The organism is Enterococcus sp. DIV0183 (assembly GCF_050541505.1).
In the GTDB taxonomy this organism is placed as follows: Bacteria; Bacillota; Bacilli; order Lactobacillales; family Enterococcaceae; genus Enterococcus; species Enterococcus faecalis.
On the sequence record NZ_CP172932.1, the window covers coordinates 1,422,637 to 1,446,595 of the forward strand.

At 37.2% G+C, this 23,959-nt stretch carries 25 protein-coding genes and 2 pseudogenes; 6 read left to right on the plus strand and 21 right to left on the minus strand.

Going from position 1 to position 23,959, the window contains the following annotated elements:
* Nucleotides 1-156: 156 nt before the first annotated feature.
* Entirely contained in the window at nucleotides 157-1,047 is an 891-nt protein-coding gene (locus IGK72_RS07015; RefSeq protein ID WP_002357478.1) for a LysR family transcriptional regulator, read from the plus strand.
* Nucleotides 1,048-1,055: 8 nt separating this feature from the next.
* On the opposite strand, the gene IGK72_RS07020 is transcribed toward IGK72_RS07015, so the two are convergent.
* The 8 genes and pseudogenes from IGK72_RS07020 to ptb all read right to left on the minus strand — a co-directional run bounded on the left by IGK72_RS07020 (nucleotide 1,056) and on the right by ptb (nucleotide 8,922).
* Nucleotides 1,056-2,108, minus strand: a complete 1,053-nt coding sequence (locus tag IGK72_RS07020) for a PTS sugar transporter subunit IIC (RefSeq protein WP_002384478.1) — start codon at nucleotides 2,106-2,108, stop codon at nucleotides 1,056-1,058.
* Between the two features lie 143 nt (nucleotides 2,109-2,251).
* Nucleotides 2,252-3,187: pseudogene (locus IGK72_RS07025) on the minus strand (dihydrolipoamide acetyltransferase family protein); the annotation flags it as partial.
* 192 nt (nucleotides 3,188-3,379) lie between these two features.
* Nucleotides 3,380-3,550: pseudogene (locus tag IGK72_RS07030) on the minus strand (biotin/lipoyl-containing protein); the annotation flags it as partial.
* Between the two features lie 23 nt (nucleotides 3,551-3,573).
* The gene (locus IGK72_RS07035) at nucleotides 3,574-4,560 is read right to left on the minus strand and encodes an alpha-ketoacid dehydrogenase subunit beta (protein ID WP_002357475.1); all 987 of its coding nucleotides are present in this window, start codon (nucleotides 4,558-4,560) and stop codon (nucleotides 3,574-3,576) included.
* 21 nt (nucleotides 4,561-4,581) lie between these two features.
* Entirely contained in the window at nucleotides 4,582-5,574 is a 993-nt protein-coding gene (locus IGK72_RS07040; protein WP_002379474.1) for a thiamine pyrophosphate-dependent dehydrogenase E1 component subunit alpha, read from the minus strand.
* Between the two features lie 10 nt (nucleotides 5,575-5,584).
* Nucleotides 5,585-6,994 carry a dihydrolipoyl dehydrogenase gene (gene lpdA / locus IGK72_RS07045; RefSeq protein WP_033591475.1) on the minus strand — a complete coding sequence of 470 codons (1,410 nt, stop codon included), beginning with the start codon at nucleotides 6,992-6,994 and terminating at the stop codon, nucleotides 5,585-5,587.
* A gap of 5 nt (nucleotides 6,995-6,999) precedes the next feature.
* Entirely contained in the window at nucleotides 7,000-8,082 is a 1,083-nt protein-coding gene (buk, locus tag IGK72_RS07050) for a butyrate kinase (protein ID WP_002364005.1), read from the minus strand.
* 18 nt (nucleotides 8,083-8,100) lie between these two features.
* Nucleotides 8,101-8,922, minus strand: a complete 822-nt coding sequence (ptb, locus tag IGK72_RS07055) for a branched-chain phosphotransacylase (protein ID WP_002357471.1) — start codon at nucleotides 8,920-8,922, stop codon at nucleotides 8,101-8,103.
* Nucleotides 8,923-9,204: 282 nt separating this feature from the next.
* Here ptb and IGK72_RS07060 point away from each other — a divergent pair, with 282 nt between their 5' ends.
* Nucleotides 9,205-10,239 carry a YdcF family protein gene (locus IGK72_RS07060; protein WP_023895066.1) on the plus strand — a complete coding sequence of 345 codons (1,035 nt, stop codon included), beginning with the start codon at nucleotides 9,205-9,207 and terminating at the stop codon, nucleotides 10,237-10,239.
* A 59-nt stretch (nucleotides 10,240-10,298) separates the two neighbouring features.
* Here the strand turns inward: IGK72_RS07060 and IGK72_RS07065 are convergent, their stop codons facing one another.
* Entirely contained in the window at nucleotides 10,299-11,021 is a 723-nt protein-coding gene (locus IGK72_RS07065) for a TraX family protein (protein ID WP_002379477.1), read from the minus strand.
* Nucleotides 11,022-11,125: 104 nt separating this feature from the next.
* Nucleotides 11,126-11,878, minus strand: a complete 753-nt coding sequence (locus tag IGK72_RS07070; RefSeq protein ID WP_016616339.1) for a DUF7006 family protein — start codon at nucleotides 11,876-11,878, stop codon at nucleotides 11,126-11,128.
* Between the two features lie 196 nt (nucleotides 11,879-12,074).
* Here IGK72_RS07070 and IGK72_RS07075 point away from each other — a divergent pair, with 196 nt between their 5' ends.
* The 4 genes from IGK72_RS07075 (at nucleotide 12,075) to IGK72_RS07090 (ending at nucleotide 15,014) form a co-directional block, all read left to right on the plus strand.
* Nucleotides 12,075-12,869: an SDR family NAD(P)-dependent oxidoreductase gene (locus IGK72_RS07075; RefSeq protein ID WP_002379479.1), complete on the plus strand. Its 795-nt coding sequence runs from the start codon at nucleotides 12,075-12,077 to the stop codon at nucleotides 12,867-12,869.
* Nucleotides 12,870-12,997: 128 nt separating this feature from the next.
* Nucleotides 12,998-13,426, plus strand: a complete 429-nt coding sequence (locus tag IGK72_RS07080; protein ID WP_002379481.1) for a MarR family winged helix-turn-helix transcriptional regulator — start codon at nucleotides 12,998-13,000, stop codon at nucleotides 13,424-13,426.
* 10 nt (nucleotides 13,427-13,436) lie between these two features.
* The gene (locus tag IGK72_RS07085; protein WP_002381868.1) at nucleotides 13,437-14,399 is read left to right on the plus strand and encodes a ring-cleaving dioxygenase; all 963 of its coding nucleotides are present in this window, start codon (nucleotides 13,437-13,439) and stop codon (nucleotides 14,397-14,399) included.
* A gap of 12 nt (nucleotides 14,400-14,411) precedes the next feature.
* The gene (locus tag IGK72_RS07090) at nucleotides 14,412-15,014 is read left to right on the plus strand and encodes an alpha/beta hydrolase (protein ID WP_002361880.1); all 603 of its coding nucleotides are present in this window, start codon (nucleotides 14,412-14,414) and stop codon (nucleotides 15,012-15,014) included.
* 220 nt (nucleotides 15,015-15,234) lie between these two features.
* Here IGK72_RS07090 and IGK72_RS07095 read toward each other — a convergent pair whose 3' ends face one another.
* The 11 genes from IGK72_RS07095 to msrA form a co-directional block, all read right to left on the minus strand.
* Complete coding sequence (locus IGK72_RS07095) at nucleotides 15,235-16,203, minus strand: NADP-dependent oxidoreductase (RefSeq protein ID WP_014525018.1); 969 nt, start codon at nucleotides 16,201-16,203, stop codon at nucleotides 15,235-15,237.
* A gap of 90 nt (nucleotides 16,204-16,293) precedes the next feature.
* The gene (locus IGK72_RS07100) at nucleotides 16,294-17,577 is read right to left on the minus strand and encodes an ABC transporter permease (protein ID WP_002357458.1); all 1,284 of its coding nucleotides are present in this window, start codon (nucleotides 17,575-17,577) and stop codon (nucleotides 16,294-16,296) included.
* The gene (locus IGK72_RS07105) at nucleotides 17,578-18,258 is read right to left on the minus strand and encodes an ABC transporter ATP-binding protein (protein WP_002357457.1); all 681 of its coding nucleotides are present in this window, start codon (nucleotides 18,256-18,258) and stop codon (nucleotides 17,578-17,580) included.
* 192 nt (nucleotides 18,259-18,450) lie between these two features.
* Entirely contained in the window at nucleotides 18,451-19,182 is a 732-nt protein-coding gene (locus tag IGK72_RS07110) for a hypothetical protein (RefSeq protein ID WP_165548461.1), read from the minus strand.
* 1 nt (nucleotide 19,183) lies between these two features.
* Complete coding sequence (locus IGK72_RS07115; protein ID WP_002366745.1) at nucleotides 19,184-20,038, minus strand: ATP-binding cassette domain-containing protein; 855 nt, start codon at nucleotides 20,036-20,038, stop codon at nucleotides 19,184-19,186.
* The gene (locus IGK72_RS07120) at nucleotides 20,035-20,403 is read right to left on the minus strand and encodes a GntR family transcriptional regulator (protein WP_002357453.1); all 369 of its coding nucleotides are present in this window, start codon (nucleotides 20,401-20,403) and stop codon (nucleotides 20,035-20,037) included. The genes IGK72_RS07115 and IGK72_RS07120 overlap by 4 nt, the downstream gene beginning before the upstream one ends.
* Before the next feature lie 148 nt (nucleotides 20,404-20,551).
* Nucleotides 20,552-21,001, minus strand: coding sequence for a hypothetical protein (locus IGK72_RS07125; RefSeq protein WP_002357452.1), 450 nt, complete (start codon nucleotides 20,999-21,001; stop codon nucleotides 20,552-20,554).
* 114 nt (nucleotides 21,002-21,115) lie between these two features.
* Nucleotides 21,116-21,670: a signal peptidase I gene (gene lepB, locus IGK72_RS07130; protein ID WP_002382369.1), complete on the minus strand. Its 555-nt coding sequence runs from the start codon at nucleotides 21,668-21,670 to the stop codon at nucleotides 21,116-21,118.
* An 18-nt stretch (nucleotides 21,671-21,688) separates the two neighbouring features.
* On the minus strand, nucleotides 21,689-23,131 hold the full coding sequence (locus IGK72_RS07135; protein WP_002369330.1) for a S41 family peptidase: 1,443 nt from the start codon (nucleotides 23,129-23,131) through the stop codon (nucleotides 21,689-21,691).
* 87 nt (nucleotides 23,132-23,218) lie between these two features.
* Entirely contained in the window at nucleotides 23,219-23,437 is a 219-nt protein-coding gene (locus IGK72_RS07140) for a YozE family protein (protein ID WP_002364020.1), read from the minus strand.
* Between the two features lie 5 nt (nucleotides 23,438-23,442).
* Nucleotides 23,443-23,958, minus strand: a complete 516-nt coding sequence (msrA, locus tag IGK72_RS07145) for a peptide-methionine (S)-S-oxide reductase MsrA (protein WP_002357448.1) — start codon at nucleotides 23,956-23,958, stop codon at nucleotides 23,443-23,445.
* Nucleotide 23,959 lies beyond the last annotated feature (1 nt).

Here is a 23,959-nt window from a genome sequence, read left to right on the forward strand (position 1 = left end):
TTTTATTTTTAGGTAAAAATCTGCTAAGAAAATCTCTATCTCTTACTTTTATAGCAATAAAAAGGCAAAACATATGTTATATTATAAGTGATCTATTTGTTATTTTTTATCCAAGCGCATTTATGTAAGCGCTTTTAAAAAGGAAGGGAGTTTCTGATGAATATTCAGCTTTTAAAGTACTTCATTGAAATTGTTAATACCCGCAGTTTATCGGCGGCCGCTCGCAATTTATTTGTCACCCAACCAACACTTTCTTTAGCATTGAAAAAAATGGAATCTGAGTTAGGCACAGCGTTGTTTGATCATTCTGATCAACCGTTTCAATTAACCGATACAGGTGTTTATTTATATGAACATGGCCAAGAAGTTGTTTTTCAATTCGATCAATTGGTAACAGATATTCGTGAAATGAACCAGAAACCAGTTAAAAAGCAATTGCGTTTAGGCTTAACTACTTTATTTGCTGTACAATTTATGAAAGAAATTTCACGATTTTTAACAACCCATCCACATGTGAATTTAATATTACAGCAAGATGGCTCGCCAAAATTACAAACGATGTTAGCAAATAAAGAAATTGATATGGGACTAATTTCTTTCCCAAATACCTTACCTGAAATTATTCATATTGAACCTTTAGAAACGACTACCAAAGGCTACCATGTTTATGTCGTAGTACCAGAATCAAATCCTCTCTCCCAATATGAAAAATTAACTTTTAAAGATTTGAAAGATCAACGATTTTCATCGTTAAGTGATAATTTTATGATTGGTCGCCTACTACTAGATCGGACTCGGAGCTTCGGTTATGAGCCGAATATCATTTTGCATAACGATGATTTACAAGTACTTCTTTATAGTTTACAAAAAAATAATTCGATTTGTTTGCTGCCGATTGAATATTATGAAGTGGGAAAAAGTCAGGGACTGAAATGGATTCCTTTAAAAGATAAGTTTGACTATTTCCCCATCGGCATTGCTTTGCGCCGCGATTTTAGTATGACAGAAGATGTTAGAGATTTTATCCAAATCATTAAAGAAAATTAATGGATAATCTAGCCTTGATAAGCAAAGACGACTTTACTATCATAAAGTTTCAACACTTTTTCAAATAAGAATTTTGAGAATAAACCCGCAACAATTGGAACAACAAACCAAGAAAAGAGTAAGGGTAAGATCCCTAAGCCCGCATCCAACGAAGCAAGTGGCCCCACGAGTCCAACCAAGCCAAATCCAGCCGATTGTGGGGTTCCTGAAATGTTGAATAGAACCACAGGAATTGCTGAAATAGTCGCTGTAAATAAACAAGGAATTAAAATAATTGGGTATTTAAATAAGTTAGGCATCATCATTTTCATGCCGCCCAAAGAGACAGCCAGTGTCACTCCTGATTGGTTGACATTCCAAGAATTAATCACAAGAACAACAGTTGTAGCTGCAATTCCCATTGCAGCAGCACCTGCAGACAAGCCATTCAACTGAATCGCCAAACCGATTGCCACAGTAGTGATTGGTGAAATAATCAGTGCAGCAAATGAACAAGCAATTAAAATACTCATGATAATTGGCTGGAAATCAGTAAAATTGTTAATCACTTTACCAATGGCGACCGTGATCTGTGTCACATATGGGTAAATCAACATGCCAAACAAGCCTGCACCTACTCCAACAACGATCGGTAAAGCAATGATTTCCACTGAACCGAATTTTTTATCGATGACTAATAAAAGTAAGACTGCAACAGAAGCGGTAATCATAATATTAATGATGTCACCAGTGCCTGCACCAATAAAGCCTTTCACTTCTGAATTAAATTTAATCACGCCAGAGCCAGCAAATGCTGCACCGCCAGCAATCATCATTTTTTGTGGCGTTAAGCCAAATTGAAAAGCAATCAGTCCACCAATAATTAAAGGGGTGGCTAGTTGGAAAATTTGCGCCGCATGAATAATCATTTCGATAATCTTGTATTCTGCAAAATATTTTAAAATGGCTCCTAATACAGCATTGGGAATTAAGGCGATAATGGTGCCGGAAGCTGTTCCAGCTAACACTTTGTTAAAAAATATTCTTGGGGTTAATTGAGCATCCAGTTTATCAGTGGGCATTTTCAACACTCCTATTGATTATTTTTGTTTTTTTAGAACAAGTTTGAGAATGATTGAACTTTCTATTAGATAAAGAGCGGCCTCAAAGAAGAGCGCTTATTTCTTTGAGGCGCTTTTTATTTAACTAAAGCAAGGAACGATTTTTAATATACATCCGTATCCGCATTATATTTCGCTAAATTATCTTTAACATCTCGCAAGAACTTACCTGCTTGTTGTCCATCTAAAATTCGATGATCAATAGAAAGACATAAATTAACCATATCTGCCACTTTAAAGCCTCCATCTGCGGTTGGCACAAGGCGTTTATTAATTGACTCTACTTGTAATATCGCAGCTTGTGGATGGTTAATAATTCCCATCGATTGGACGGAACCTAGTGTTCCAGTATTATTAAGAGTAAAGGTCCCTCCTTGCATTTCTTTGCTTGCTAGCGTTCCTTGTCGGACTTCTTGTGCCAAGCGATTGATTTCTTTAGCTAGCCCTGCAATCGAATAGTTATCCGCTTGTTGAATCACTGGCACGTAAAGATGCTCGTCTGTCGTTACAGCTATGGATAAATTAACATCTTTATGATAAATAATTGAGCCATCATCCCAAGATGTATTGATTTTTGGATTTTTCTTTAACGCTTGAATGACTGCTTTGGCAAAAAATGGGAAGAAGCTTAGAGACAGGCCTTCTTGTTGTTTAAATTCATCTTTTAATGAATTTCTAAGTTGGACTAAGTTGGTCACATCCGCTTCCACCATTAACCAAGCGTGAGGGATTTCGTTGACACTTTGGACCATTTTTTTAGCAATTGCTTTACGTACAGGATCTGCAGAGACAATTTTATCTGTGGTTGTTTCAGTTGGACTAGCTGTTGCGGCGCTTTCATTTTGCGAAGCAACTGGCTCCTCTGAAATTGAAGGGCTAGTTCCTGGACTCACTGTTTTCTCAGGCGTTCTTGCCTGTGTTGGTGTAAAGTTTGTAACATCTTTTCTAGTAATTCGACCATCACGACCTGTCCCTGTAACTTGTGTTAAATCAATCTTTTTTTCTTGGGCAATTTTAAGGACTGCTGGGGAATAACGACCATTATTTTTTTGATGGGACGTCGCAGTGCTTGTTGTTTCAACCGTTTCATGTTCTTGTGCTTGTTCCGCACTTGCTTCTTTCACTGGTGCTAAAGTAGCTTCTTCTGTTTTTTCGGTTGTTTCTTCTGTCTCTAACGTCATCACCGCTGTTCCGATGGGCACATCTGTATCTAGAGAAATCAGAAATTCTTTTACTACACCATCAAAATCTGATGGGACTTCCGTGGTGACTTTATCAGAAACGACTTCCATTAAGGGATCATAACGTTTCACTGAATCTCCTGGTTTAACTAACCATTGGACAATGGCTGCCTCTGTGACACTTTCGCCTAGATGAGGCATTTTGATTTCTTTTGTGGCCATTTATTTTTTCCTCCTTGCTTCAATTAAAATTCTGCTAATTCTTTCATTGCTGCTAATACTTGCTCTTCATTGATTAAAAATTCTCTTTCTAAAGGTAATGCATAAGGCATGCTTGGACAATCAGGTCCTGCAAGTCGTTGAATCGGTGCATCTAAATCAAAGAGAGCATCTTCTGAAATCATTGCCGCAATTTCACTCATCACGCTGCCTTCTTTATTGTCTTCTGTTACGAGTAAAACCTTCCCTGTTTTCTTAGCTGCAGCTACTAATGTTTCGCGATCTAAAGGATATAATGAGCGAACATCGACGATTTCGGCATCAATTCCTTCAGCGGCTAGTTTTTCCGCCGCAGCTAAAGCTAATTGCAAGGTCATGCCGTAACTAATCACGGTTAAATCACTACCCGTTCTAACGACATTGGCTTTGTCAATTGGTACGATATAATCATCTGCAGGCACTTCATCTTTTAGTAAACGATATAAACGCTTATGTTCGTAAAAAATGACTGGATCATCGGAACGAATCGCTGCTTTAATCATCCCTTTTGCATCATAAGGATTAGAGGGGGTCACCACTCTTAATCCTGGTTGTCCACAAAAAACTTTTTCTGTAGACTGAGAATGATACAGCCCACCACGAACACCGCCGCCATAAGGGGTCCGATAAACGATTGGCGCAGTCCAATCGCCTTTTGTTCTATAGCGCATTGTCCGAGCCTCTGATAACAATTGATTGGTTGCAGGCAAAATGTAATCCGCAAATTGAAATTCACCAATTGCGCGATAGCCCATTAAACCTAAGCCGACAGCTAAACCACCAATTAAGCCTTCTGTTAACGGTGTATTAAAACAACGCTCGTCACCGTATTTAGCAGCCAAGCCCTTTGTTACACCGAACACGCCGCCTTTGTCGCCGCCGACATCTTCTCCAAAAATAACTACTTTTTCATCACGAGCCATTTCTTCAGAAATTCCTAAGTTAATTGCTTCTAAATAAGTCATCTCAGCCATTATATTTCTTCTCCTCTTCTCTTATTTTGCATACACTTCTTCTAAAATTGATGTCGGTACAGGATCTGGCATTGCTTCTGCTTCATCCGTTGCTTGATTGATTTCTGTACGAATTTCTTCATCAATTTTGGCAATGTCTTCGTCTGTTAAATAGCCCTCTTCTAATAATTGTTTTTCAAAAAGCTTCACTGCATCATTCTTTTTCATCTCTTCAATTTCTTCTTTTGAACGATAAACAGATTGATCATCGTCAGCGGAATGAGAAGTCAAGCGAGAAACCATTAATTCAATCAATTTTGGTCCTTTTTTCCCGCGAGCCGCTTTTACTGCTTCTTTAAATGCTAGATAGACTTCAGTAAAATCACTACCATCAACGGTTACACCTTCAAAGCCATAAGCTTTCGCGCGATCGGCCATTCGTTTATTGGCATACTGTTCTTCAATTGGGACAGAAATCGCATATTCATTATTTTCAACAACAAAAATGACTGGTAATTTTTTTACGCCTGCAAAGTTCATAGCTTCTTGGACTTCTCCTTGATTGGCAGAGCCTTCCCCAGTGGTGGTCAATGCAACAAAATCAGCTTTTTGAAGTTGCGCTGCATAACCAACACCTGTTGCTAATGGCATTTGTGTACTTACTGTTGAAGAGAAGGAAACAATATTATGCTCTTTTGAACCATAATGATTCGGCATTTGACGACCATGGGAAGAAGGATCCGCTTCTTTTCCAAAAGAACCCATTAAAATATCTTTGGAGGTCATGCCCCAAACCAAGCACGCGGTCATATCACGATAATACGGTAAAAAATAATCTTTTTGAGGATTAAAAGCCATCGCCATCGCTACTTGTGCAACTTCTGCCCCTTGACCAGAAATATTGAAAGAGGTCTTACCAATCCTTGTTAATTGCCACAACCGTTCGTCTAAACGACGTCCTCGTAGTACTTGACGATATGCCTGAATCAATTCTTCTTTTGATAAACCCGATTTTTTAAGCGTTTTCATTTTCATCAACCTTTCTCTATTTGTGAATCGCTAAGCCATAAGTATCTAAGGCTGCTTCTTGCAATACTTCTGTCATTGTTGGATGCGCATGGATTGCTTCACCAATTTCAATGGGCGCGGCATCTAAATACATGGCAGTACTTGCTTCGGCAATTAAATCCGTGACATGTGGCCCAATCATAGAAACCCCTAATAAATCATCGGTCTTCTTGTCACGAATTACTTCTATAAAGCCATCTGTTTCTCCATAAACAAGTGATTTACCATTACCATTAAAATTGAAGGTGCCAATCACTACTTCTTTATCTGCTGGTAAAGTTTCTCTAGTATAGCCGACACTTGCTATTTCAGGATTTGTATAAACACCTCGAGGCACGTTTGTATAATTTAAAGGTTCAACTGTCTCGCCTAAAAGATGCTGAACAGCTAACTCTCCTTCTTTCATAGCCACATGTGCTAGTTGGAGTGTATCGATACAATCACCGATCGCATAAATATGTCCTTCTGTGGTTTGATAAAATTCATTTACTTCAATGCCTTTGTCAGTATATTTCACTGAGGTATTCTGTAACCCTAACTTATTGATATTGGGTTGACGCCCAATTGCTACCATGACTTTGTCAACAGCGAGGCTTTCTTGTCCTGCAACTTCTATTTGAACCTTCTGCCCGGTAACTTTCGCTTCTTGGACTTTGCTACCTAATAAAATGTTAATTCCTCGTTGCTCTAAACGTTTCTTTAATTCTTTAGAAATTGTTGCACTCTCATTTATAAGTAACCGATCCAAAAATTCAATGATAGTTACGGTGACACCTAAACTATTTAATAAAGAAGCCCACTCGACACCAATAACGCCACCACCAATAATTGCAATTGATTCTGGTAGCTCTTCTAATTCAAGCATCCCATCAGAAGATAAGATAAATTCTTCATCCAGTGGCAAATTAGGTAACGTTTTAGGACTAGAACCTGTCGCAATAATGACATTTTTAGGAACGATAATTTCTTCTTCCCGTGTTGGATCATTAAACGTAACTGCCACTGCGCCAGAGACTGGTGAAAAAATAGAGGGACCTAAAATCGCACCTTCGCCTGCTAAAATTTTGATTTTATTTTTTTTGCATAAGCCTTCAACACCTTTGTGTAACTGCTCAATAATTCCTTCTTTCCGTTGTTGTATTTTAGAAAAATCAATGGACGCTGCCTCTGTTTCAATCCCAAAAGAAGCCGCTTGTTTTAAGGTATCAAAAACCTCTGCGCTTCTTAATAAAGCTTTTGTAGGGATACAGCCTTTGTGCAAACAAGTGCCACCTAATTTGTATTTTTCAACAATTGTGACGTTTAGCCCTTTTTGTGCAGCTCGAATTGCTGCTACATAGCCTCCTGTTCCGCCACCTAAAATCAGTAAATCTGTTTGTTCCGCCATTTTGATCACTCCTGCTCAATTTTTGCTTCACTATAATTTAAAGCTTGTTCTTCCCCTGTTAATACTCGATTGACGCCTTCATATAAAGCAGCCATCTCCATTTCACCTGGGTAAACCTTAATTGGTGCAATCCAAGTGATTTTTTGACTAATTTCTTGAACAACGGTTTGCGAGTAGGCTGCGCCCCCTGTTAAAATAATTGCATCAATTGTGCCTTCAAGAACTACGGCCATCTCGCCAATACTTTTTGCGATTTGGTAACACATTCCTTTTAAATAGTAATTTGCTGTTTGATCACCTGCAGCTATTTGTGCTTGGATATGCCGTAAATCTGTTTCACCTAGGTATGATTTAAGACCGCTATTCCCCGCAATTAGCTTTTTCACTTGGCTAATCGTCAACTCCTGTTCAAGTATCCATTGCGCAAATTCAACGAGCGGTAAGGCGCCACTGCGTTCTGGCGTATAAGGACCTTCACCATCAAGCCCATTTACCACATCCACCATGCGGCCTTTTTGATGCGCCCCCAAGCTAATGCCCCCACCTAAATGAACAACGATAAAATTGCTTTGCTCATATGTTTTCCCTAAATCCTCAGCGATTTTTCGAGCGACCGCTTTTTGATTTAAGGCGTGACCAACGCTACGCCGCTGAATGCCTTTTAATCCAGAAATCCTGGCTAATGGCTGTAGCTCATCTACAACAACAGGATCGACAATAAAGGCTGGCACGTGATATTTTTCTGCAAACTCATTAGCTAAAATCGCCCCTAAATTTGAAGCATGGGTATTAAAGCGTTCTGTCCGCAAGTCTTCTAGCATTTGTTGGTCGACAAGATACGTACCGCCAGGAATAGGCTTAAGCAAACCACCACGCCCCACGACAGCGGCTAATTGTGTGATGTTATGTGTTTCTAAAAATTCCGCGATCATTTGTTTTCGAAATGGTGTTTGACTGACAACATTTTCAAAAGGTGCCAATTCTTGGACGCTATGTCTAAGCGTTTCTTCTGCCAAGCAATCATGATTAGCAAAAAGCGCTAACTTCGTGGAGGTCGAGCCAGGATTAATAACCAATACTGTTTCCATTTTTTTCTGCTCCTTTTTTTAAACTTGTCTCATGGCAAATCTTAATGAATGGAATTTGCTTTCTGTTGAATCGCTTCTAGATGTTAAAACGACTGGGACTTTTGTGCCAACAATCGTTCCTCCCACTTTGGCGTGCCCAAACAAGGTTAATGATTTGTATAAACAATTTCCAACATCAATAGTTGGGACCACTAAAATATCTGCATCCCCCATGATAGGACCGCTGTAACGTTTATGCGCAACCGCTTCTTCAGAGGTCGCTAAATCAAGCGAAAGTGGCCCAAAAACCGTAGCCTCTTGTTGACCATTAAAATGTGCCGTGACTTCTTTTGCTAAAACAGACGAAGGCATTTTAGGATTGAAATTTTCCGCTGCGCTTAACAAAGCAATTTTCGGGTGATGCAATCCCAATTTTTGGGCGACTTCTTTAGCATTTTCAACAATTTCAATGAGGGTCGCTTGAGTGGGAGCGATATTCATCGCACAATCGGTTAACAAGAAGGTTTTTCCTGCAGGCAGCTCCACCATTGCTACATGGGAAAGAATCGGTTTATTTTTTAATTGATGCTCACTTTTCAACATTTCTTTTAGTAATGTGTGGGTCTGAATAATTCCTTTCAATAAAATTTGTGCTTGACCGGTTGCAACTAAACTGACAGCTTCCTGTGCTACCGCGGCCTCATCTGAGCAATGAACATATTTCCAGAGATTTTCAGTATCAAGATTTTCATTTGTATCAAATACAATAAACTGCAACGGTTGCTCGGCTTCTTTTAGTGCTTTTTTAACTAGCTGTAAAATCTCTGGTTGTGAACCTCCTGCAATTGAAACAGTGATCATTTTCTCACCTCATTTTTTCTTCTTTACACTTTAAATCTACCTTAGTATGTAAACGCATACAAATTGTTAATTTTTATGTCCTCATTAATATTTTTTATAGAGAAGGAAAAGCTTAGTAAATCAAGCTTTTCTTTCTCTAAACAATTGTTATCTAATTTACTTTTCATGAAAAAACTTCTTTTCTAAGAATGAAAGGAAAACTTATGCTTCGGCACAGCTGTTTATTTATGTCAGATCCTAAAGCATGTTATACTTTAGATACTTATTTTTAGGAGGAATTAAATGGCACTACTACTATTCTTTTTGTTTATCGCCCTACTAGGATTTGGTATATTAAAAATTAATAACCGCAGTATCCTCGGCGGTATCACTCTGGCTTCCGGCACCTTATTGTCATTAGTCACCTTACTATTTATCGGATTAGACAAAATTTATTTACATTTTAAGAATGGCGACCTAATTACCTTGGCCATTGCTTATCTATTAATTCCCGCTGTGTTTATCGGCATTTGCCTTTACTTTATTTTTAACTCACGTACGATGCAAACGAAAGAAGGCAAAAGTGTCACGGCTAAATTGTCGGCGGGCTTAGGGCTGAACTTATTAATTGCTTTACCAGCCTTTCTATATTTATTATCAGTTGGCACAGCGCAAATACCTTATATGCTTTTTCTGTTCTTACTTTTTCTATTGTTAATGGATCTTTTACTGACCTTTCTATTTGCTGCTTACGTCTTGTATTCATGGATGTACCAAATGATTCCTTTAAAAAAAGCGGTTGATTATATCATTGTTTTAGGTTCGGGAATTCGTAGCGAGGAAGTACCTCCACTTTTGAAGAGTCGGTTAGATAAAGGGATTGAATATTATGAAAAAAATCCCACCGCTAAATTTGTAGTCAGCGGTGGTAAAGGTCCTGACGAACCTGTGGCCGAAGCTTTCGCAATGAAAAAATATTTGCTTTCACAAAATATTCCTGCAGAAGCAATTTTGATGGAGGGCCAATCCACAACCACTTATGAAAATATGTTGTTTTCTAAAGCAATAATTCAGGCAGATTGGCAAAAGATGCCGTCTGATTCTAAACAACCCTCTGTTATTTTTTCAACAAATAACTATCATGTCTTACGAGGAGCTATGTATGCCCATCGTGTCGGCTTAAAAGCTGAAGGTGTCGGGGCGCCAACTGCCTTATATTTTTTACCAACTGCTCTAATCCGAGAATACATTGCCTTACTGGTTCATGATAAGCGAATTGTGCTTTTTGTTTTTCTACTTGTCACTCTTCTTTTAGGAATCAGTATCTTACCCATCTAAAAAAATAGCGACTCACAAAAATGTGAGTCGCTATTTTTATTTTTTTAATATAAAAAGGTTTAATGAACGTAATTGGCTATCAATGCAATCAGCCATAAATGAAGCGGATAGAATCCGTAAAATAAATATTTGAAAAATGGTGCTTTGCTCCCTCTCTCACCATTGTAAAGCAATATAAATGGTAACACAGTGATAAACATAAAATCAGAATTATAAGCTAACATTTCAATTGTCGTTGGCCAATCTCCCAACCATTGAAAACTTGTAACTAAGAAAAAGAGCGCTAATGCACCATATAAACAGTTCCGTAAGACAAGTCTCTTTCTGGCTAAATACGTAATCAACATAAAAGGTAACATCACAATGCCACCTTCAGCAAACATTGCTCCTATTCCTAAAATTGCTAATATACTAATCAATAAAACAATTTTTAAACTGATTTTTGGCATTTCTAGCATCGCTTTTGTCACAATTAACATACTGACACCAAGGGCTAAGGTGAAGAAAATATTGTTGTGAACAGCGACAGCTGGATTATTCACTAAATGATTTAGCAGCGTATTTCCAACAAACATGATTGCTGCCCAAATATACAAACGACCATTGTAACGATAAACATTCCGTGTATAGTTGAACCCTTCTACAGCCATGTAACCAAAAAACACACCGACACAACGAGTAATTACATGAAAAATCAGTGCCCATCCTGGCGGAACAAAATAACTAATATGGTCAAGAACCATTAACCCCATCATCAATAACTTTAAGCGATTTGCGTTCATGAATCGTCTCCTTTATTTTTTCTACAGAAACTATCATATCTTTTTATATAACAGAAAACAACGAACATTCTTGTTAGATTCAACCATTCTTTTTGTCACTTTCGTTAAACTTGGTACCGCAAAGATAAATCTTCAAATAAATAATGTTGGTATTTAAATTGTTCAAAATGAATTTTTCGAATTTCTTGCTTAATGGCTGTTAAGCATTCATCGACCGTCATCAATGATTCTTCTTTTAGAAGCGCCTCTTCTATTAATAATTTGCATTGGCAATCAATCAATAAAAGTTGACTATAGAATGTGTAAAATGTTTCTTTATTTAATTTTTCAATCAAATTTTTAGCTTGATTCTGCAGCTTTTGATAATATTTGGTCAATTTTTGATAATCCATTAAATCAACTAACTGACCTTGTTTTAACATGTTACTAAAGTCTAAATCCCAAAGCATTTCTTTAGTCGGCTGTTGCAATAAATAATACATAGAATGACTACTAATAATTTCAGTGGTCGGTTCTTCAATTGTTTCGTAAAAAGTTACAAAATATTCTCGCTCAATCACAGTAATAATTTCTTCTTCTGAAAGCTCACAATCTTCTAAATTTTGATAGAATATCAATAATTTAATCCGCTCATCTATTTTATTCAGCGAAGCGACTAATTCAGGAAAAAGAACCGACTGACAATTCTCTACTAATTCTCTTGCCTTATTTTGTTCATTTTTATAAAAGTTGTATAACTTTTTCCGCTGTTTTAACGAGTTTAATAAGTTATCGGGTATATTCCAGTAATATTGTTTCTTCATAGCATTCCCACTCTTCTTTTTTATGTACAATTTTACAAAATTGGTCTTTGCCAATTTCGTCTCTAGTTATTCTATCAAAAAAGTGACGCTTTTTTACTGACAATAATTACTCGTTTTACGCCCAAAAAGTGAAAACTCAGCTGTTAAGTAATTATTGGGGCTTGTTTCTCGCGGGCCGAAAAAACTTTTTCCTTTTAAAAGTCCAGAAAAAGACCTACACTAGAGATAGACAAACGTTGGAGGGATTTAAATGGATTTACACTTAACGAAGAAATTAGCATTAATTACTGGTTCAACCAAAGGAATTGGCAAAGCAATTGCGATTGAAATGGCTCGTGAAGGGACCGATGTCATTATCAATGGGCGCAATGAAGCCGAAGTAATCAAAGTTGTTGAAGAAATACAAACAATGTTTCCAGACACTCATCCTCAAGCAGGGACTGCCGATATTTCCATTGAAAGTCAACGAGCTACTTTACTTGAAAAATTCCCTAAAGTCGACATTTTAGTGAACAATATGGGGATTTTTGAGCCAATGGAATACTGGGACATCGATGACGCCACTTGGGAAAAATTTTTTACTGTGAATGTGTTGTCAGGCAATGCATTAGCAAAAGCTTATCTACCTAAAATGCTTGCACAAGATTTTGGTCGCATTATTTTCATCGCTAGCGAAGAAGCGGTGATGCCTTCTGGCGAAATGCCCCAATATAGCATGACAAAAACGATGAATCTTTCCTTAGCTAAAAGTTTATCCAACTTAACTGTCGGCACACATGTCACCGTTAACACGGTTATGCCTGGCTCAACCCTTACCGAAGGTGTAGAAAAAATGTTGGAAGATATGTACGCTGATTCAGACATTCCCAAAGAGGATTGGGAAAAAGATTTCATGAAAAATCATCGTTCTCGTTCACAAATCCAACGGCTCATTCGACCAGAAGAAATTGGTCGTTTTGTTACCTTTGTGGCCAGCCCGGATTCTTCTTCATTCTCAGGCGAAGCCTTAAGAATCGATGGCGGCTTAGTTCCAACGATCTTCTAAATTAAACAAAAAAGACAGCCAGAAAAAATTCACATTTTTTGCTGGCTGTCTTTTTAAGCATATTAATTGATTACTTACCAAAAGTAAGTTATATTTACCTCGAATTCGAAATAAAAAGAGGTGAAACAATGACCCAACAGCAAGAAGCTTTAAAAGCCTATATCGGTTTATTAAGAACCAGCCATCAACTAGAGCAACTTGCCAAGCAAGATGTCACTTGTTATGACTTAAACATTACAGAATTTTCAGTATTAGAGCTGTTACTCCATAAAGGTCCTCAGACCATCCAAAAAATTAAGGAGAAAATTTTAATCGCTAGCAGTAGCACCACTTATGTTATTGACCAATTACATAAAAAAGGCTATGTAACGCGCACCCCCAGTGAAAAAGACCGACGCATTACTTACGTTGAATTAACAGAAGCTGGAAAAACATTAATTGAAGAAATTTTCCCGATGCATGCAAAGCGAATTGCAGAAGCATTTGAACAACTCTCTTCTGAAGAATTAACTCTTCTTCAAAAAACTTTACGAAAAATAACAAATGAAACGAAATGAGGAAATAATGATGAAAAAAGAAGATCAATTATTAGGAATCCACCACGTTACAGCTATGACAAGTGATGCAGAAAAAAACTATCACTTCTTTACAGACGTTTTAGGGATGCGTTTAGTCAAAAAAACAGTGAATCAAGATGATATCTATACTTACCACACCTATTTTGCCGATGATTTGGGTACACCAGGTACAACCATGACCTTTTTCGATTTTCCCAATAACCCTAAAGGATTAAAAGGAACCAATACAATTTCAAGAACAGGGTTCCGGGTTCCTTCAGATGCAGCTTTGACTTATTATGAAAATCGCTTCAATGAATTTGCTGTCAAACACACAGGTATTTCTGAAGAATTCGGGAAAAAGGTCCTTCGCTTTTGGGATTTTGATGATCAAGCGTATCAATTAATCTCTGATGAATTAAATCAGGGTGTTGCAGCGGGCACCCCTTGGAAAAAAGGACCTGTCCCTACAGAATTTGCGATTTATGGCTTAGGACCTGTCGAAATAGCTATTTCCTATTTTCATGAATTCAAAGAAGTCTTTGAAGAAATTCTAGGCTTTCACGTAGTGGCACAAGAAGGCAATCGCTATTTACTAGAAGTTGGGCAAGGTGGCAATGGTGCCCAAGTCGTTTTGGTAGACGATGATACTAGCTCACAAGCGCAACAAGGATATGGTGAAGTACATCACGTTGCATTCCGCCTAGCGGATCGTAAATCACTTGGGACTTGGCAAGCGCTCTTTGATCATTTAGGCTTACAAAACTCTGGCTATGTCGATCGTTATTACTTTGAATCATTGTATGTTCGTATTGGGCATATTTTAGTCGAATTAGCCACCGATGAACCAGGATTTATGGGGGATGAACCTTACGAAACATTAGGAGAAAAGTTATCTCTTGCGCCATTTTTAGAAAACCGTCGTGAGTATATTGAGAGTGTTATCAAGCCGTTCAATACAAAACGAGCCTAAGGAGGAAAAAACATGCATTCAATTTTTAAAAAAGGACATCCTGAAGCACCTGTCTTTGTGCTACTTCACGGTACAGGTGGTGATGAAACATCTCTCCTACCAATTGCCCAAGAACTAAATAAACAAGCTACTGTGCTAAGTATTCGTGGTGATGTTTCAGAAAATGGAATGAATCGTTATTTTAAGCGCCTAGCGGAAGGTCATTATGACTTAGAAGATTTAGAAAAACGCGGCGAGGCACTTCATAAGTTTATTCAACAAGCCGCTAACGAGCATCAATTTTCATTGGATAAAATTATTTTTATTGGCTATTCAAATGGGGCCAATATCGCTATTCAATTATTGCTTACTCATCCCGATAGTTACCATCAAGCTGTCCTCTATCATCCCATGTTTCCTGTTGAATTGACCAATCAACCAGACTTGACCGACACTTCTGTTTTATTATCTCTAGGAGAGCATGACCCGATTGTTCCACTTCCTGAAAGTATGCGTGTGATTCAACTATTTCAGAATCATGGAGCAACCGTACAAGAGGTTTGGACACAAAGTCATCAATTAACTTATCAAGAAATTAAGGAAACACAAACTTGGTTGGCACATCTGTCCTCTTAACAAAAAAGTGAGGTCGGGACAGAACCGTTTAGCTCCGAGAAATAAGAAGAAATTTCCGAAAATTGCTCTTTAATTTTTGGAGAATTTCGGCTTATTTCCGAAGGAGTTGGTTCTGTTCCCGCCGTTTATCAGGTTTTGAGCCTGGGACAAAAATCTCTTTGGATTTTTGTCCCAGGCTCACTTTTTCTATTTTAAGATAATTCACTGTCTGAGCTTCTTTTTATTCTGCCATTTGAACAACTATTTTACCAACTGCATGGTGCGTTTCACTGAGTGCATGTGCATCATAAATCCCTTGTCTAGAAAAAGGGAAAACTTCACCAATAATTGATTTCACTTTTCCAGCTGCCATCAAATCAGCAATTTTTTGTAATTGTTCTCCATTTGGTTGAAGCCAAATACTTTCAGCAGAAATATTTTTTTCGGCTGCCAATTGTTTATCTTCAATGCCCACAATTGAAACAAGACGACCTGTGTTTGGTTTTAAGACGTCAAAACTATTTTTTTGAACCTCACCACCCATTGTATCAAAGACCAAATCAACATCAGCTAATACCTCTGCAAAATTCGTTGTATGATAATCAATCACTTCATCTGCACCAATTTTTCTCAGTAAGGCATGATTTTTTGCGCTAGCGGTCGTGATGACATGTGCGCCCGCTTCTTTTGCTAGTTGAATCGCATAAGTACCGACCCCACCTGCACCAGCATGAATTAAAACAGTTTCTCCTTCTTTAAGGTGACCATGATCAAACAATGCTTGCCAAGCGGTTAAACCAGCCAACGGAACGGCAGCCGCTTCTTCAAAGCTAATTGTTTCAGGGATTTTTGCTAATAAATGATCATCCACAATCGTTACTTCTGCATAGGTGCCAAAACGAGTAGTTTCAGGACGAGCAAAAACTTTATCGCCAACTTGCCAATCCGTTACTTGACTCCCCACCTCTGTAATCACACCAGCGACATCCCAACCAAGAATAATCGGAAAGGACCAATCAAACATCTGTTTTAAATATCCTTCACGCAATTTCCAATCAATCGGATTAATTGATGTCGCGTATTCTTTTACCAACACTTGATGTTCCGATAATTCTGGCAGTGTTACTTCTGCTTCTTCAAGTACCTCTTTACTTCCGTACTGATTAATCACAACAGCTTTCATAAACCAACTTCCTCTCATTTGTTTCATTTTTCACACTTTTAGTATACGCCTATTGCCTTCTTTTTATATAAGAATATGCTTTAGTTAAATTGAGAGAAAGTAGCTGTTTTTAGTCTATTATTCATAACGTAAAGATTCAATTGGATCTAATTTTGCTGCTCTTCGAGCTGGTAAAGTTCCTGCTAAAAAAGCAATAAACATAATAACTAAGATAATCGTTAGTGAAGATGGCAATGAAAATTGAATTAATTTAAATCCTGTTAAAGCCTTTAAAAAAGAATCCGTTGCCAAACGATTAACTAAATTTCCAACCCCAACAGCTCCTAAAATGCCTAATATTGAGCCAAAAAAGCCAATTAAAGCCGCCTCAACACTAAAAATTGTAAAGACTTTCCCATTGCTAAGTCCCATGGCTTTCATTAAACCAATTTCTCGCGTTCTTTCTTGGACAGACATATACAGCGTGTTAATAATGCCAAAGCTTGCAGCTAACAAGGCAATTGCACCAAACATGGTTAAGACACCAGTGATTGCATTGATTATATTACGAATCATGCCAATTTCATCTTCGACAGTAGTCGCTAAATAGCCAGCTTTGTCTAAATCTTTTTTGATGTCCTTAATCTGCTCTGGCGTGCTGTCTTTTTTAACTTCAGCAATAATCATCGCGTATTGATTTTTTAAATGTTCTGGAAGATCTGCTTGATTGATTGAGACAACTTTATCAATCAATGCTTTATTCATCAACGAGAGCCCATTTTGAATGACACTGGCATTTCTAACGCCAACAATTTTTGCTTCAATAACTTGCTCTTGTCCTTTCAAGGAACTTGAGATACCTAATTGAACTGTTTCTCCCACGGCAGCTTTACTAGATGTATAGCCGAGCGCTTTTACATATTCTGGTGACAAATTAATTTCGAAGTCCTGGCTCGTTTGCGAAACTTTACGGCCAGCCGCTAAATCAATGGTCATCTCATCTAGCGCAGAAGTTGCTGAAAATACATATTTATGCTTATCTGCTCCTTTTATATAATCGATAGCAACGGATTTCATTGGTTCCACTGATGTAACATCCGAGATTTTTTTAATCTTCTCAATATCTTTTTCAGCAAGCATACTTTGTTGTTGAATCGTACTGGTTTTTTTCTCTGGATTATATTTACTTGGTTCTGTTCCGTTACCAACATTCATCTCCATTTTTGGCTGAATAAATAGCTGATTTGCACCACCGACACTGCCGACTTGTTTGTCAATATAATCATTTACACCAATATTGACTCCTGTAGTTAAAGCTATGGTAAATGCTCCAATAAAGATTGCAATAATGGTCAATACGGTTCGACCTTTATTACGCATTAAATTGGTACTAGCTGATTTTAAAATATCTCTAAATTTCATTTACTCATCTCCTCCTACAATCAAGCCGTCTCGAACATGAACTTGCCGATCACAACGTGCTGCTAAGTCTGGATCATGTGTCACAATAATTAAGGTAATTCCTTTATTTTTATTTAAATCAAATAACAATTCTTCAATTTTCTTCCCAGTGGCAGAATCTAAATTCCCTGTAGGTTCATCTGCAAAAATAATTTGCGGATTATTAACTAAAGCACGCGCTATACATACCCGTTGTTTTTGGCCACCAGATAAATTATTCGCTTTATTTTGAACTTTATCTTCCAAACCGACTGCTTTTAACGCATCTAAAGCCATCTTTTTCCTCTTGCTACCGGAAATCCCACCAATTTTTAATGGTAAAAGAACATTATTTAAAACTGTATCCTTGGCATTCATAAAGAATTGTTGAAAAACAAAACCAAATTCTTCATTTCTCGTTTTATTCAGCACTTTCTTTCTAATACTAGTAACATTTTTACCATTTAAATAAATATCTCCTGAAGTTGGTTGATCTAACAATGCCAAAATGTGCATAAATGTTGATTTCCCAGAGCCACTTTTACCAATTATGGCCACAGATTCACCTTTTTCAACTTTTAAATCAACACCTTTTAACGCATCAAATTTTGTTTCGTTCTTTCCATAACTTTTTTTAATATTTTTTGCTTCAATTACCGCCATGTTACCCCTCCATTTTTCATTCTTTGTCGTTTACTTATTTACAAAGTTTTTTACTCTTTTCATACTCCTTTCTTCTCTTTCTATTTTGACGGAAGCCCTTTCCTTTGTCATGGTACTTCCGATGTATCTCTCAATTAAAACAATAAGAACATGTTCCAAATTCACCTCATTGAACATGTTCTTATTAATTAGTTATGCATTTACGCGTTTAATTTCACGATGTTTATTCAATAAATAGGCCAAGCCAAGATTAATACCAACAAAGCAACTGATTGTCAGAAGAAGTGGTAGGACAGTAAAACCAGTGGATTGATAACCAACCATTGCTTGCAAGACATGGAGCATTCTCAGGCGCATTGGTGCCCCCCCTAATTGTGCAATCGTGCCCAGTAAAATAGGAATCATTAATAACAGCAATAAAACAATGAGTTTTTTTACGCCATCTATCCGATCATTAAAGACACCTGCTAACAAGCCAAGTGAGCCGCTAAGCATTAGTAAGATAAAAAAGAGCAACCACGACATGAAAAAGTTTCCTTGTGCATAGACATCAATTAATTTCATTGATAATTGAAAATGAGAAATGAAATTGCCGCTAAATACTTTAATCAGTACAAGTACAGCAAAGGATCCAACCAAAGATAAAATAGCATTACTTACAAAATTCACCAAAAAAATTGTCCAGCGGGAAAGCCCGTTTTGAATAAACAGTTTAAAATCTGTGTTCATCCCCAAAAATGATAGTATCCCCATAAAAACCAGACAAGGAATTACTGCATCAGAGCTGACAGTGTTCACGTCGTTAGAAAAGAGCAACCCAATAAGAGGAAAAAGAATGCCGAACAAAGCATAAAAGCCAAAATAAATTGCTAAGGAACGGACTTGATAAATAACACGATACCGCAAAGCTGTTTTAAATTTCATTTTACTTTTCCTTCTTTCTATTGGTTAATTGTACAAAATATGTTTGTAAATTTAGCGGCGCAATTTGAACCTCTGCTTTTTCAGTCGGCAAGTCGCCGTACACGTAAGCCGTAACTGCTCCACCTAAAGTGTCCATGCCTAAGATTTCCAATGACTGAGTATAGCGCTCTACTTGTTCTTTCGGCCCAGAAACAATGCGACCGTTTTTCAAAATTGTTTCAATAGATTCTGCGCGAATCAATTTTCCTTGATCAATGATGATAATATCTTCTAATAAATTCGCAATTTCTTCAATCAAATGGGTAGAAATCACAAACGTACGGGGACGTTCTTGGTATGTCTCAATTAAATAAGTATAAAATAATTCCCGATGATTGGCGTCTAAACCTAAGACTGGCTCATCTAAAAAAATATACTCACAGGGGACGGATAGCGCCACTATTAGTTTAGCAATACTCCGATAACCAGTTGATAATTTTTTGAATGTCTTTTTACCATCTAAATCAAAATCGCTTAACATTTGTTCGGCTAAAGACCAGTCAAAGGATCCATAAAAACCTTCAGTCGTTTTAAAAATATCTTTAATTTTTAACTGAGGAGGAAACAAATTATCTTCACTCATTAAGTAAATATGAGTCAAAGCAGCCTCATTATCGGTCACTGTTTCTCCCGCCAATTTAACGGAACCTGAAGTGGCAAAACTTCGATTATTTATGATATTTAATAACGTACTTTTACCAGCCCCGTTTCTGCCTAAGAGCCCATAAATCGTTTCTTTTTCAAAAGTAATTGAAATATTATCTAGTGCTTGTTTTTGATGATATTTTTTACTTACTGATTCCACCCGCAAACTCATGCGTCATACCCTCTTTCAATTAGTTGTTTTAATTGTTCAGCTGTAATCCCTAATTTTTTAGCTTCTGCGACAACTTCTAAGACTTCTTTATTTAAAAATTCTTCTTTCCGTGCACTTCTTACTCTCTCTTGAGCGCCTGGTAAAACAAACATGCCAATCCCCCGTTTCTTTTCAATCAACTGTCGTTCTACTAATAAATTCATTCCTTTTAAAACGGTGGCTGGATTGATTTGATAACTTTTTGATATTTCTGTGGTTGAGGGAATTTGTTCGCCTTCTAAGTAAGCGCCATTAAAAATTCCTTCGGCAATCTGATCGGCTACTTGCTGAAATAAAGGCTTTTCCCCCGAAAAATTAAATTCCATTTTTACACCTCGCTTAAACGGTTAACTACTTATGTAACTAACTATATATCTTAGAAATTCTTTTGTCAACAAAAAAACCATTGTTTCCAAAGAAATTTTTCTTTGAAAACAATGGCGATACTTTTGAGTTTATTGAATGGTTTCGTTCTTATAGGGTTCCATTGTATAACAATTCATCGGTTGTTTCGTTGACAATTTTTAAGCGATTTTGTTTTTTTATCAAAATACTTTTATAGGTCGTTCCTGTAGCCTTTTCTTCCATCACAAGAATGCGTTTATACTCATTATCAGTGACTTTCTTAATCGTTGTTTGATTTAAGGACGGGATTTTTTCTTTTAGCGTTTTTTCTTCCGCCAGACCTTTTAAGATTTCTGATTCTGTAGTGGAACTTGTGGATTTACTAGAATCGCTTGATACACCTTCGTTATTAGACGCACTTTCAGATGACTTGCGACTTGATTCGGTTACTTTAGGCTGTGATGATTCACTGGTATTAGTTGAATTCATTTGAGTTTGGGTTTGATTCCCACATGCACCAATTAGCAACCCAACGCCTAAGATAGAACTTGCTAAAATTGTTTTTCTAATCATTTGCATGACCTCCTACATCTATCATTACTTTAACCTTAACATTTTTCAGCTAAGAGAACATTTTTTCAGATTAGAAAAGACCACTAGTCGTTATTTAAATAAACGAACTAGTGGTCTTACTTATTTAGGAATGATCTTCATATGAGTGAGTGGGTAATAAACAAATTGTGCTTTCCCTAAGATTTGATCTGCATGTATTGCACCAAAAGAACGGCTGTCTTTGGACATACGGCGATTATCACCAAGCACAAAATAGCTATCTTTAGGTAATTTTTCTTGCATTAACAATTCTTTTGAATCAAAATTCGTAGTGTAAGGCATCGTTTCATGATCTTTTTTTCTGTTTTTAGTTAAATACGGTTCAGCGATTGGCTGATTATTGACATATAACTGATCGTTTTCGTAACGCACAGCTTCTCCTGGTAAACCAATCACACGTTTAATCAGAATCGATCCTGTGTCTGTTTTAAAGACCACCACATCAAACCGTTTAATGGCGGAGAATTTTTCCATCACAATCATATCTCCTTGATTCAAGGTTTTTTGCATGGAATGGCCATCCACCCGAACAGGAATCAGGAAAAATCCTCTTAAAATAAAAACGGCTACGATTGCTGGTACTAAGATTTTCAGAAAGTACATTAAATACCCAACATAATCACGTTTCTTCTTCAACTTCGTGCCACCTTTTTTCTAGTTTTTTTGAATTTCTTTGACTGCTGTATCGTAGGCAGCGTCATTTTCAAGAATTAATTTACCTAAAGTGGCTTCAATTTTTGTGGCTGTTTCATTGTCGATTTCTCCAGTTACAGGCAAGCCATTTTTCTGTTGAAGATCGCTAACCGCTGCTTTTGTTTCTGCGGTGTAGTTTGCATTGTTTTCATCAACAGGATACGCTAATACAGCTAAAATAGCATTTAAGTTCTGAATATCTTCAGATTGATCTCCTTCTTTTAGCGTTTTATCGCGAGGAATCAATTTTAAATAGGCATACTCGGGGTAATCAGCTTTGATGGTTGGTTCAATTCCTTTTTCGTTGATCCATTCGCCTTTTGGTGTTAACCATTTTAAAACAGTCAATTTTATTTCGGTTTGGTCATTTAAATCTTTCACCGTTTGGACCGTTCCTTTGCCAAATGTTTTCGTTCCAATTAGTGGGACATTCGCAGATTCATGCAGTGCTGCAGCAAAAATTTCGGATGCACTGGCACTATTGCCATCAATGATAACTGCAACAGGTTCTTTTACTTTAAAGCCGCCGTCTAATTCTTTGGAAGCAACTTCTTTCATCGTACGTCCTTTTTTGTCTTCAAATTGAACAATTGTTTCGCCATTTTTTAAAAACATACTGGCCATTCGCTCTGCTTGATCTAGCAGTCCACCAGGATTTTGGCGTACATCAATTACAAAGGATTTAGCTCCTTTGTCACGTAAATTCGTGATTGTTTCTTTCAATTCTTGATATGTTTTTTTACCAAAGGACGTAATTTTAATCGAGCCAATTTGTGCATCATTTTTGTCTAACTCACCAGTCACTGTTTTAACGGGAATTTTCCCACGTTTGATGGAGATATTTTTAGTTTCTCCCTCTCTTTGGATAGTCAATTCAACGGAAGTTCCTTTTTTACCTCGGACTTTTGAGACGACTTCTGCTAGTTTCATCCCTTTTGTAGCTGTACCATCAACTTTTTCAATAATATCGCCTTCTTTGATTCCCGCTTTTTCAGCTGGGGAATCTGCTACAGGGGCCTCTGCTACAACTGGTTCGCCATCTTTCATTGTCATAGTGGCACCAATTCCTTCAAAATCGCCAGATAAGCTTTCGTTTAAATCATTTGCAGCAGATTCATTTAGATAAGTTGAGTATGGGTCTCCAATAGCTTCAGACATGCCTTTTAAGGCGCCTTCAACTAATTCATTTTTATCTACTTCACCTACATAATTGGTACTAATTTCATTATATAAATCCTGCACTTTGCTTAAATCAGCATTGGTAATTGCCCCTTCTTGACTCATCTTTTTAACACGATGATCAAAATAAATATAACTACTTCCTCCAGCTAAAAATGCGACACAGAGGAGCGAAATAATATATTGATAAAAAGGAACAGTTCGTTTGTTCTTCATAGATTTCATCTCATTTCTAACAAATTCGTCACTACTTTTGTTTACTATAACATGAATGAAAAAAGAGGAAAAGCTTTGTTTGCTTTTCCTCTGGATTTATTTATTGTTTTCAAGGTACTTTTCCCATAACTCATCAAAGATGTCCATGTTGCTTAAATAGTCAGCATTCATTTCTAAATAAGAAGAAAGTTCATGATAATCCTCGGTTTGTTTTGGAAACTGAATATCTTTGGCCGCTTCATTGGCAAAATCAGTTTCAGAATCTTTAGCCGGACCTTTTAATGTCATTAAGTAATGGTAAAAGCTTCGTCTCATGTAAATTAATCACTCCATTTTTCTTCGATAAATTCACTTCTACGTTGATGGGACAATCCATAACGCAAAGCGTCTTTTTTATAAAAGTCTTGATGGTATTCTTCAGCAGGATAAAATGGTGCTGCTGGTTCGATGGTGGTAACAATTGGTTCTGTAAAACGACCACTATTAGCTAGACGTTCTTTACTTTTCTCAGCAATTTCTTTTTGTTCTTGGGAACGATAAAAAATAACTGGCCGATAATTATCGCCGCGGTCTTGAAACTGACCGAAAGCATCAGTAGGATCTGTTTGTTGCCAATAAATATCCACTAATTGTTCGTAAGAAATAATCGCTGGATCAAAAGTGATTTCTACTGCTTCCGTATGGCCTGTTGTGTGTGTTAGAACCTGTTCATATGTTGGATTAGGCACGTGCCCACCTGTATAACCCGAAACAACTGAGATAATCCCTGGTTGTGTATCAAAAGGCTGCACCATACACCAGAAACAGCCGCCTGCAAAAATTGCTTTTTCTTCCATC

Bases quoted from the DNA above. Each gene is read 5' to 3' on its own strand.
- IGK72_RS07035 (WP_002357475.1), bottom strand. From the start codon at position 4,560: ATGGCTGAGATGACTTATTTAGAAGCAATTAACTTAGGAATTTCTGAA.
- IGK72_RS07080 (WP_002379481.1), top strand. From the start codon at position 12,998: ATGACCCAACAGCAAGAAGCTTTAAAAGCCTATATCGGTTTATTAAGA.
- IGK72_RS07065 (WP_002379477.1), bottom strand. From the start codon at position 11,021: ATGAACGCAAATCGCTTAAAGTTATTGATGATGGGGTTAATGGTTCTT.
- IGK72_RS07040 (WP_002379474.1), bottom strand. From the start codon at position 5,574: ATGAAAATGAAAACGCTTAAAAAATCGGGTTTATCAAAAGAAGAATTG.
- IGK72_RS07135 (WP_002369330.1), bottom strand. From the start codon at position 23,131: ATGAAATCTATGAAGAACAAACGAACTGTTCCTTTTTATCAATATATT.
- IGK72_RS07140 (WP_002364020.1), bottom strand. From the start codon at position 23,437: ATGAGACGAAGCTTTTACCATTACTTAATGACATTAAAAGGTCCGGCT.
- IGK72_RS07100 (WP_002357458.1), bottom strand. From the start codon at position 17,577: ATGAAATTTAGAGATATTTTAAAATCAGCTAGTACCAATTTAATGCGT.
- ptb (WP_002357471.1), bottom strand. From the start codon at position 8,922: ATGATCACTGTTTCAATTGCAGGAGGTTCACAACCAGAGATTTTACAG.
- IGK72_RS07090 (WP_002361880.1), top strand. From the start codon at position 14,412: ATGCATTCAATTTTTAAAAAAGGACATCCTGAAGCACCTGTCTTTGTG.
- lpdA (WP_033591475.1), bottom strand. From the start codon at position 6,994: ATGGCGGAACAAACAGATTTACTGATTTTAGGTGGCGGAACAGGAGGC.
- IGK72_RS07075 (WP_002379479.1), top strand. From the start codon at position 12,075: ATGGATTTACACTTAACGAAGAAATTAGCATTAATTACTGGTTCAACC.
- IGK72_RS07115 (WP_002366745.1), bottom strand. From the start codon at position 20,038: ATGAGTTTGCGGGTGGAATCAGTAAGTAAAAAATATCATCAAAAACAA.
- IGK72_RS07110 (WP_165548461.1), bottom strand. From the start codon at position 19,182: ATGAAATTTAAAACAGCTTTGCGGTATCGTGTTATTTATCAAGTCCGT.
- msrA (WP_002357448.1), bottom strand. From the start codon at position 23,958: ATGGAAGAAAAAGCAATTTTTGCAGGCGGCTGTTTCTGGTGTATGGTG.
- IGK72_RS07020 (WP_002384478.1), bottom strand. From the start codon at position 2,108: ATGCCCACTGATAAACTGGATGCTCAATTAACCCCAAGAATATTTTTT.
- IGK72_RS07120 (WP_002357453.1), bottom strand. From the start codon at position 20,403: ATGGAATTTAATTTTTCGGGGGAAAAGCCTTTATTTCAGCAAGTAGCC.
- IGK72_RS07015 (WP_002357478.1), top strand. From the start codon at position 157: ATGAATATTCAGCTTTTAAAGTACTTCATTGAAATTGTTAATACCCGC.
- IGK72_RS07105 (WP_002357457.1), bottom strand. From the start codon at position 18,258: ATGGCGGTAATTGAAGCAAAAAATATTAAAAAAAGTTATGGAAAGAAC.
- IGK72_RS07085 (WP_002381868.1), top strand. From the start codon at position 13,437: ATGAAAAAAGAAGATCAATTATTAGGAATCCACCACGTTACAGCTATG.
- buk (WP_002364005.1), bottom strand. From the start codon at position 8,082: ATGGAAACAGTATTGGTTATTAATCCTGGCTCGACCTCCACGAAGTTA.
- IGK72_RS07125 (WP_002357452.1), bottom strand. From the start codon at position 21,001: ATGCAAATGATTAGAAAAACAATTTTAGCAAGTTCTATCTTAGGCGTT.
- IGK72_RS07060 (WP_023895066.1), top strand. From the start codon at position 9,205: ATGGCACTACTACTATTCTTTTTGTTTATCGCCCTACTAGGATTTGGT.
- IGK72_RS07095 (WP_014525018.1), bottom strand. From the start codon at position 16,203: ATGAAACAAATGAGAGGAAGTTGGTTTATGAAAGCTGTTGTGATTAAT.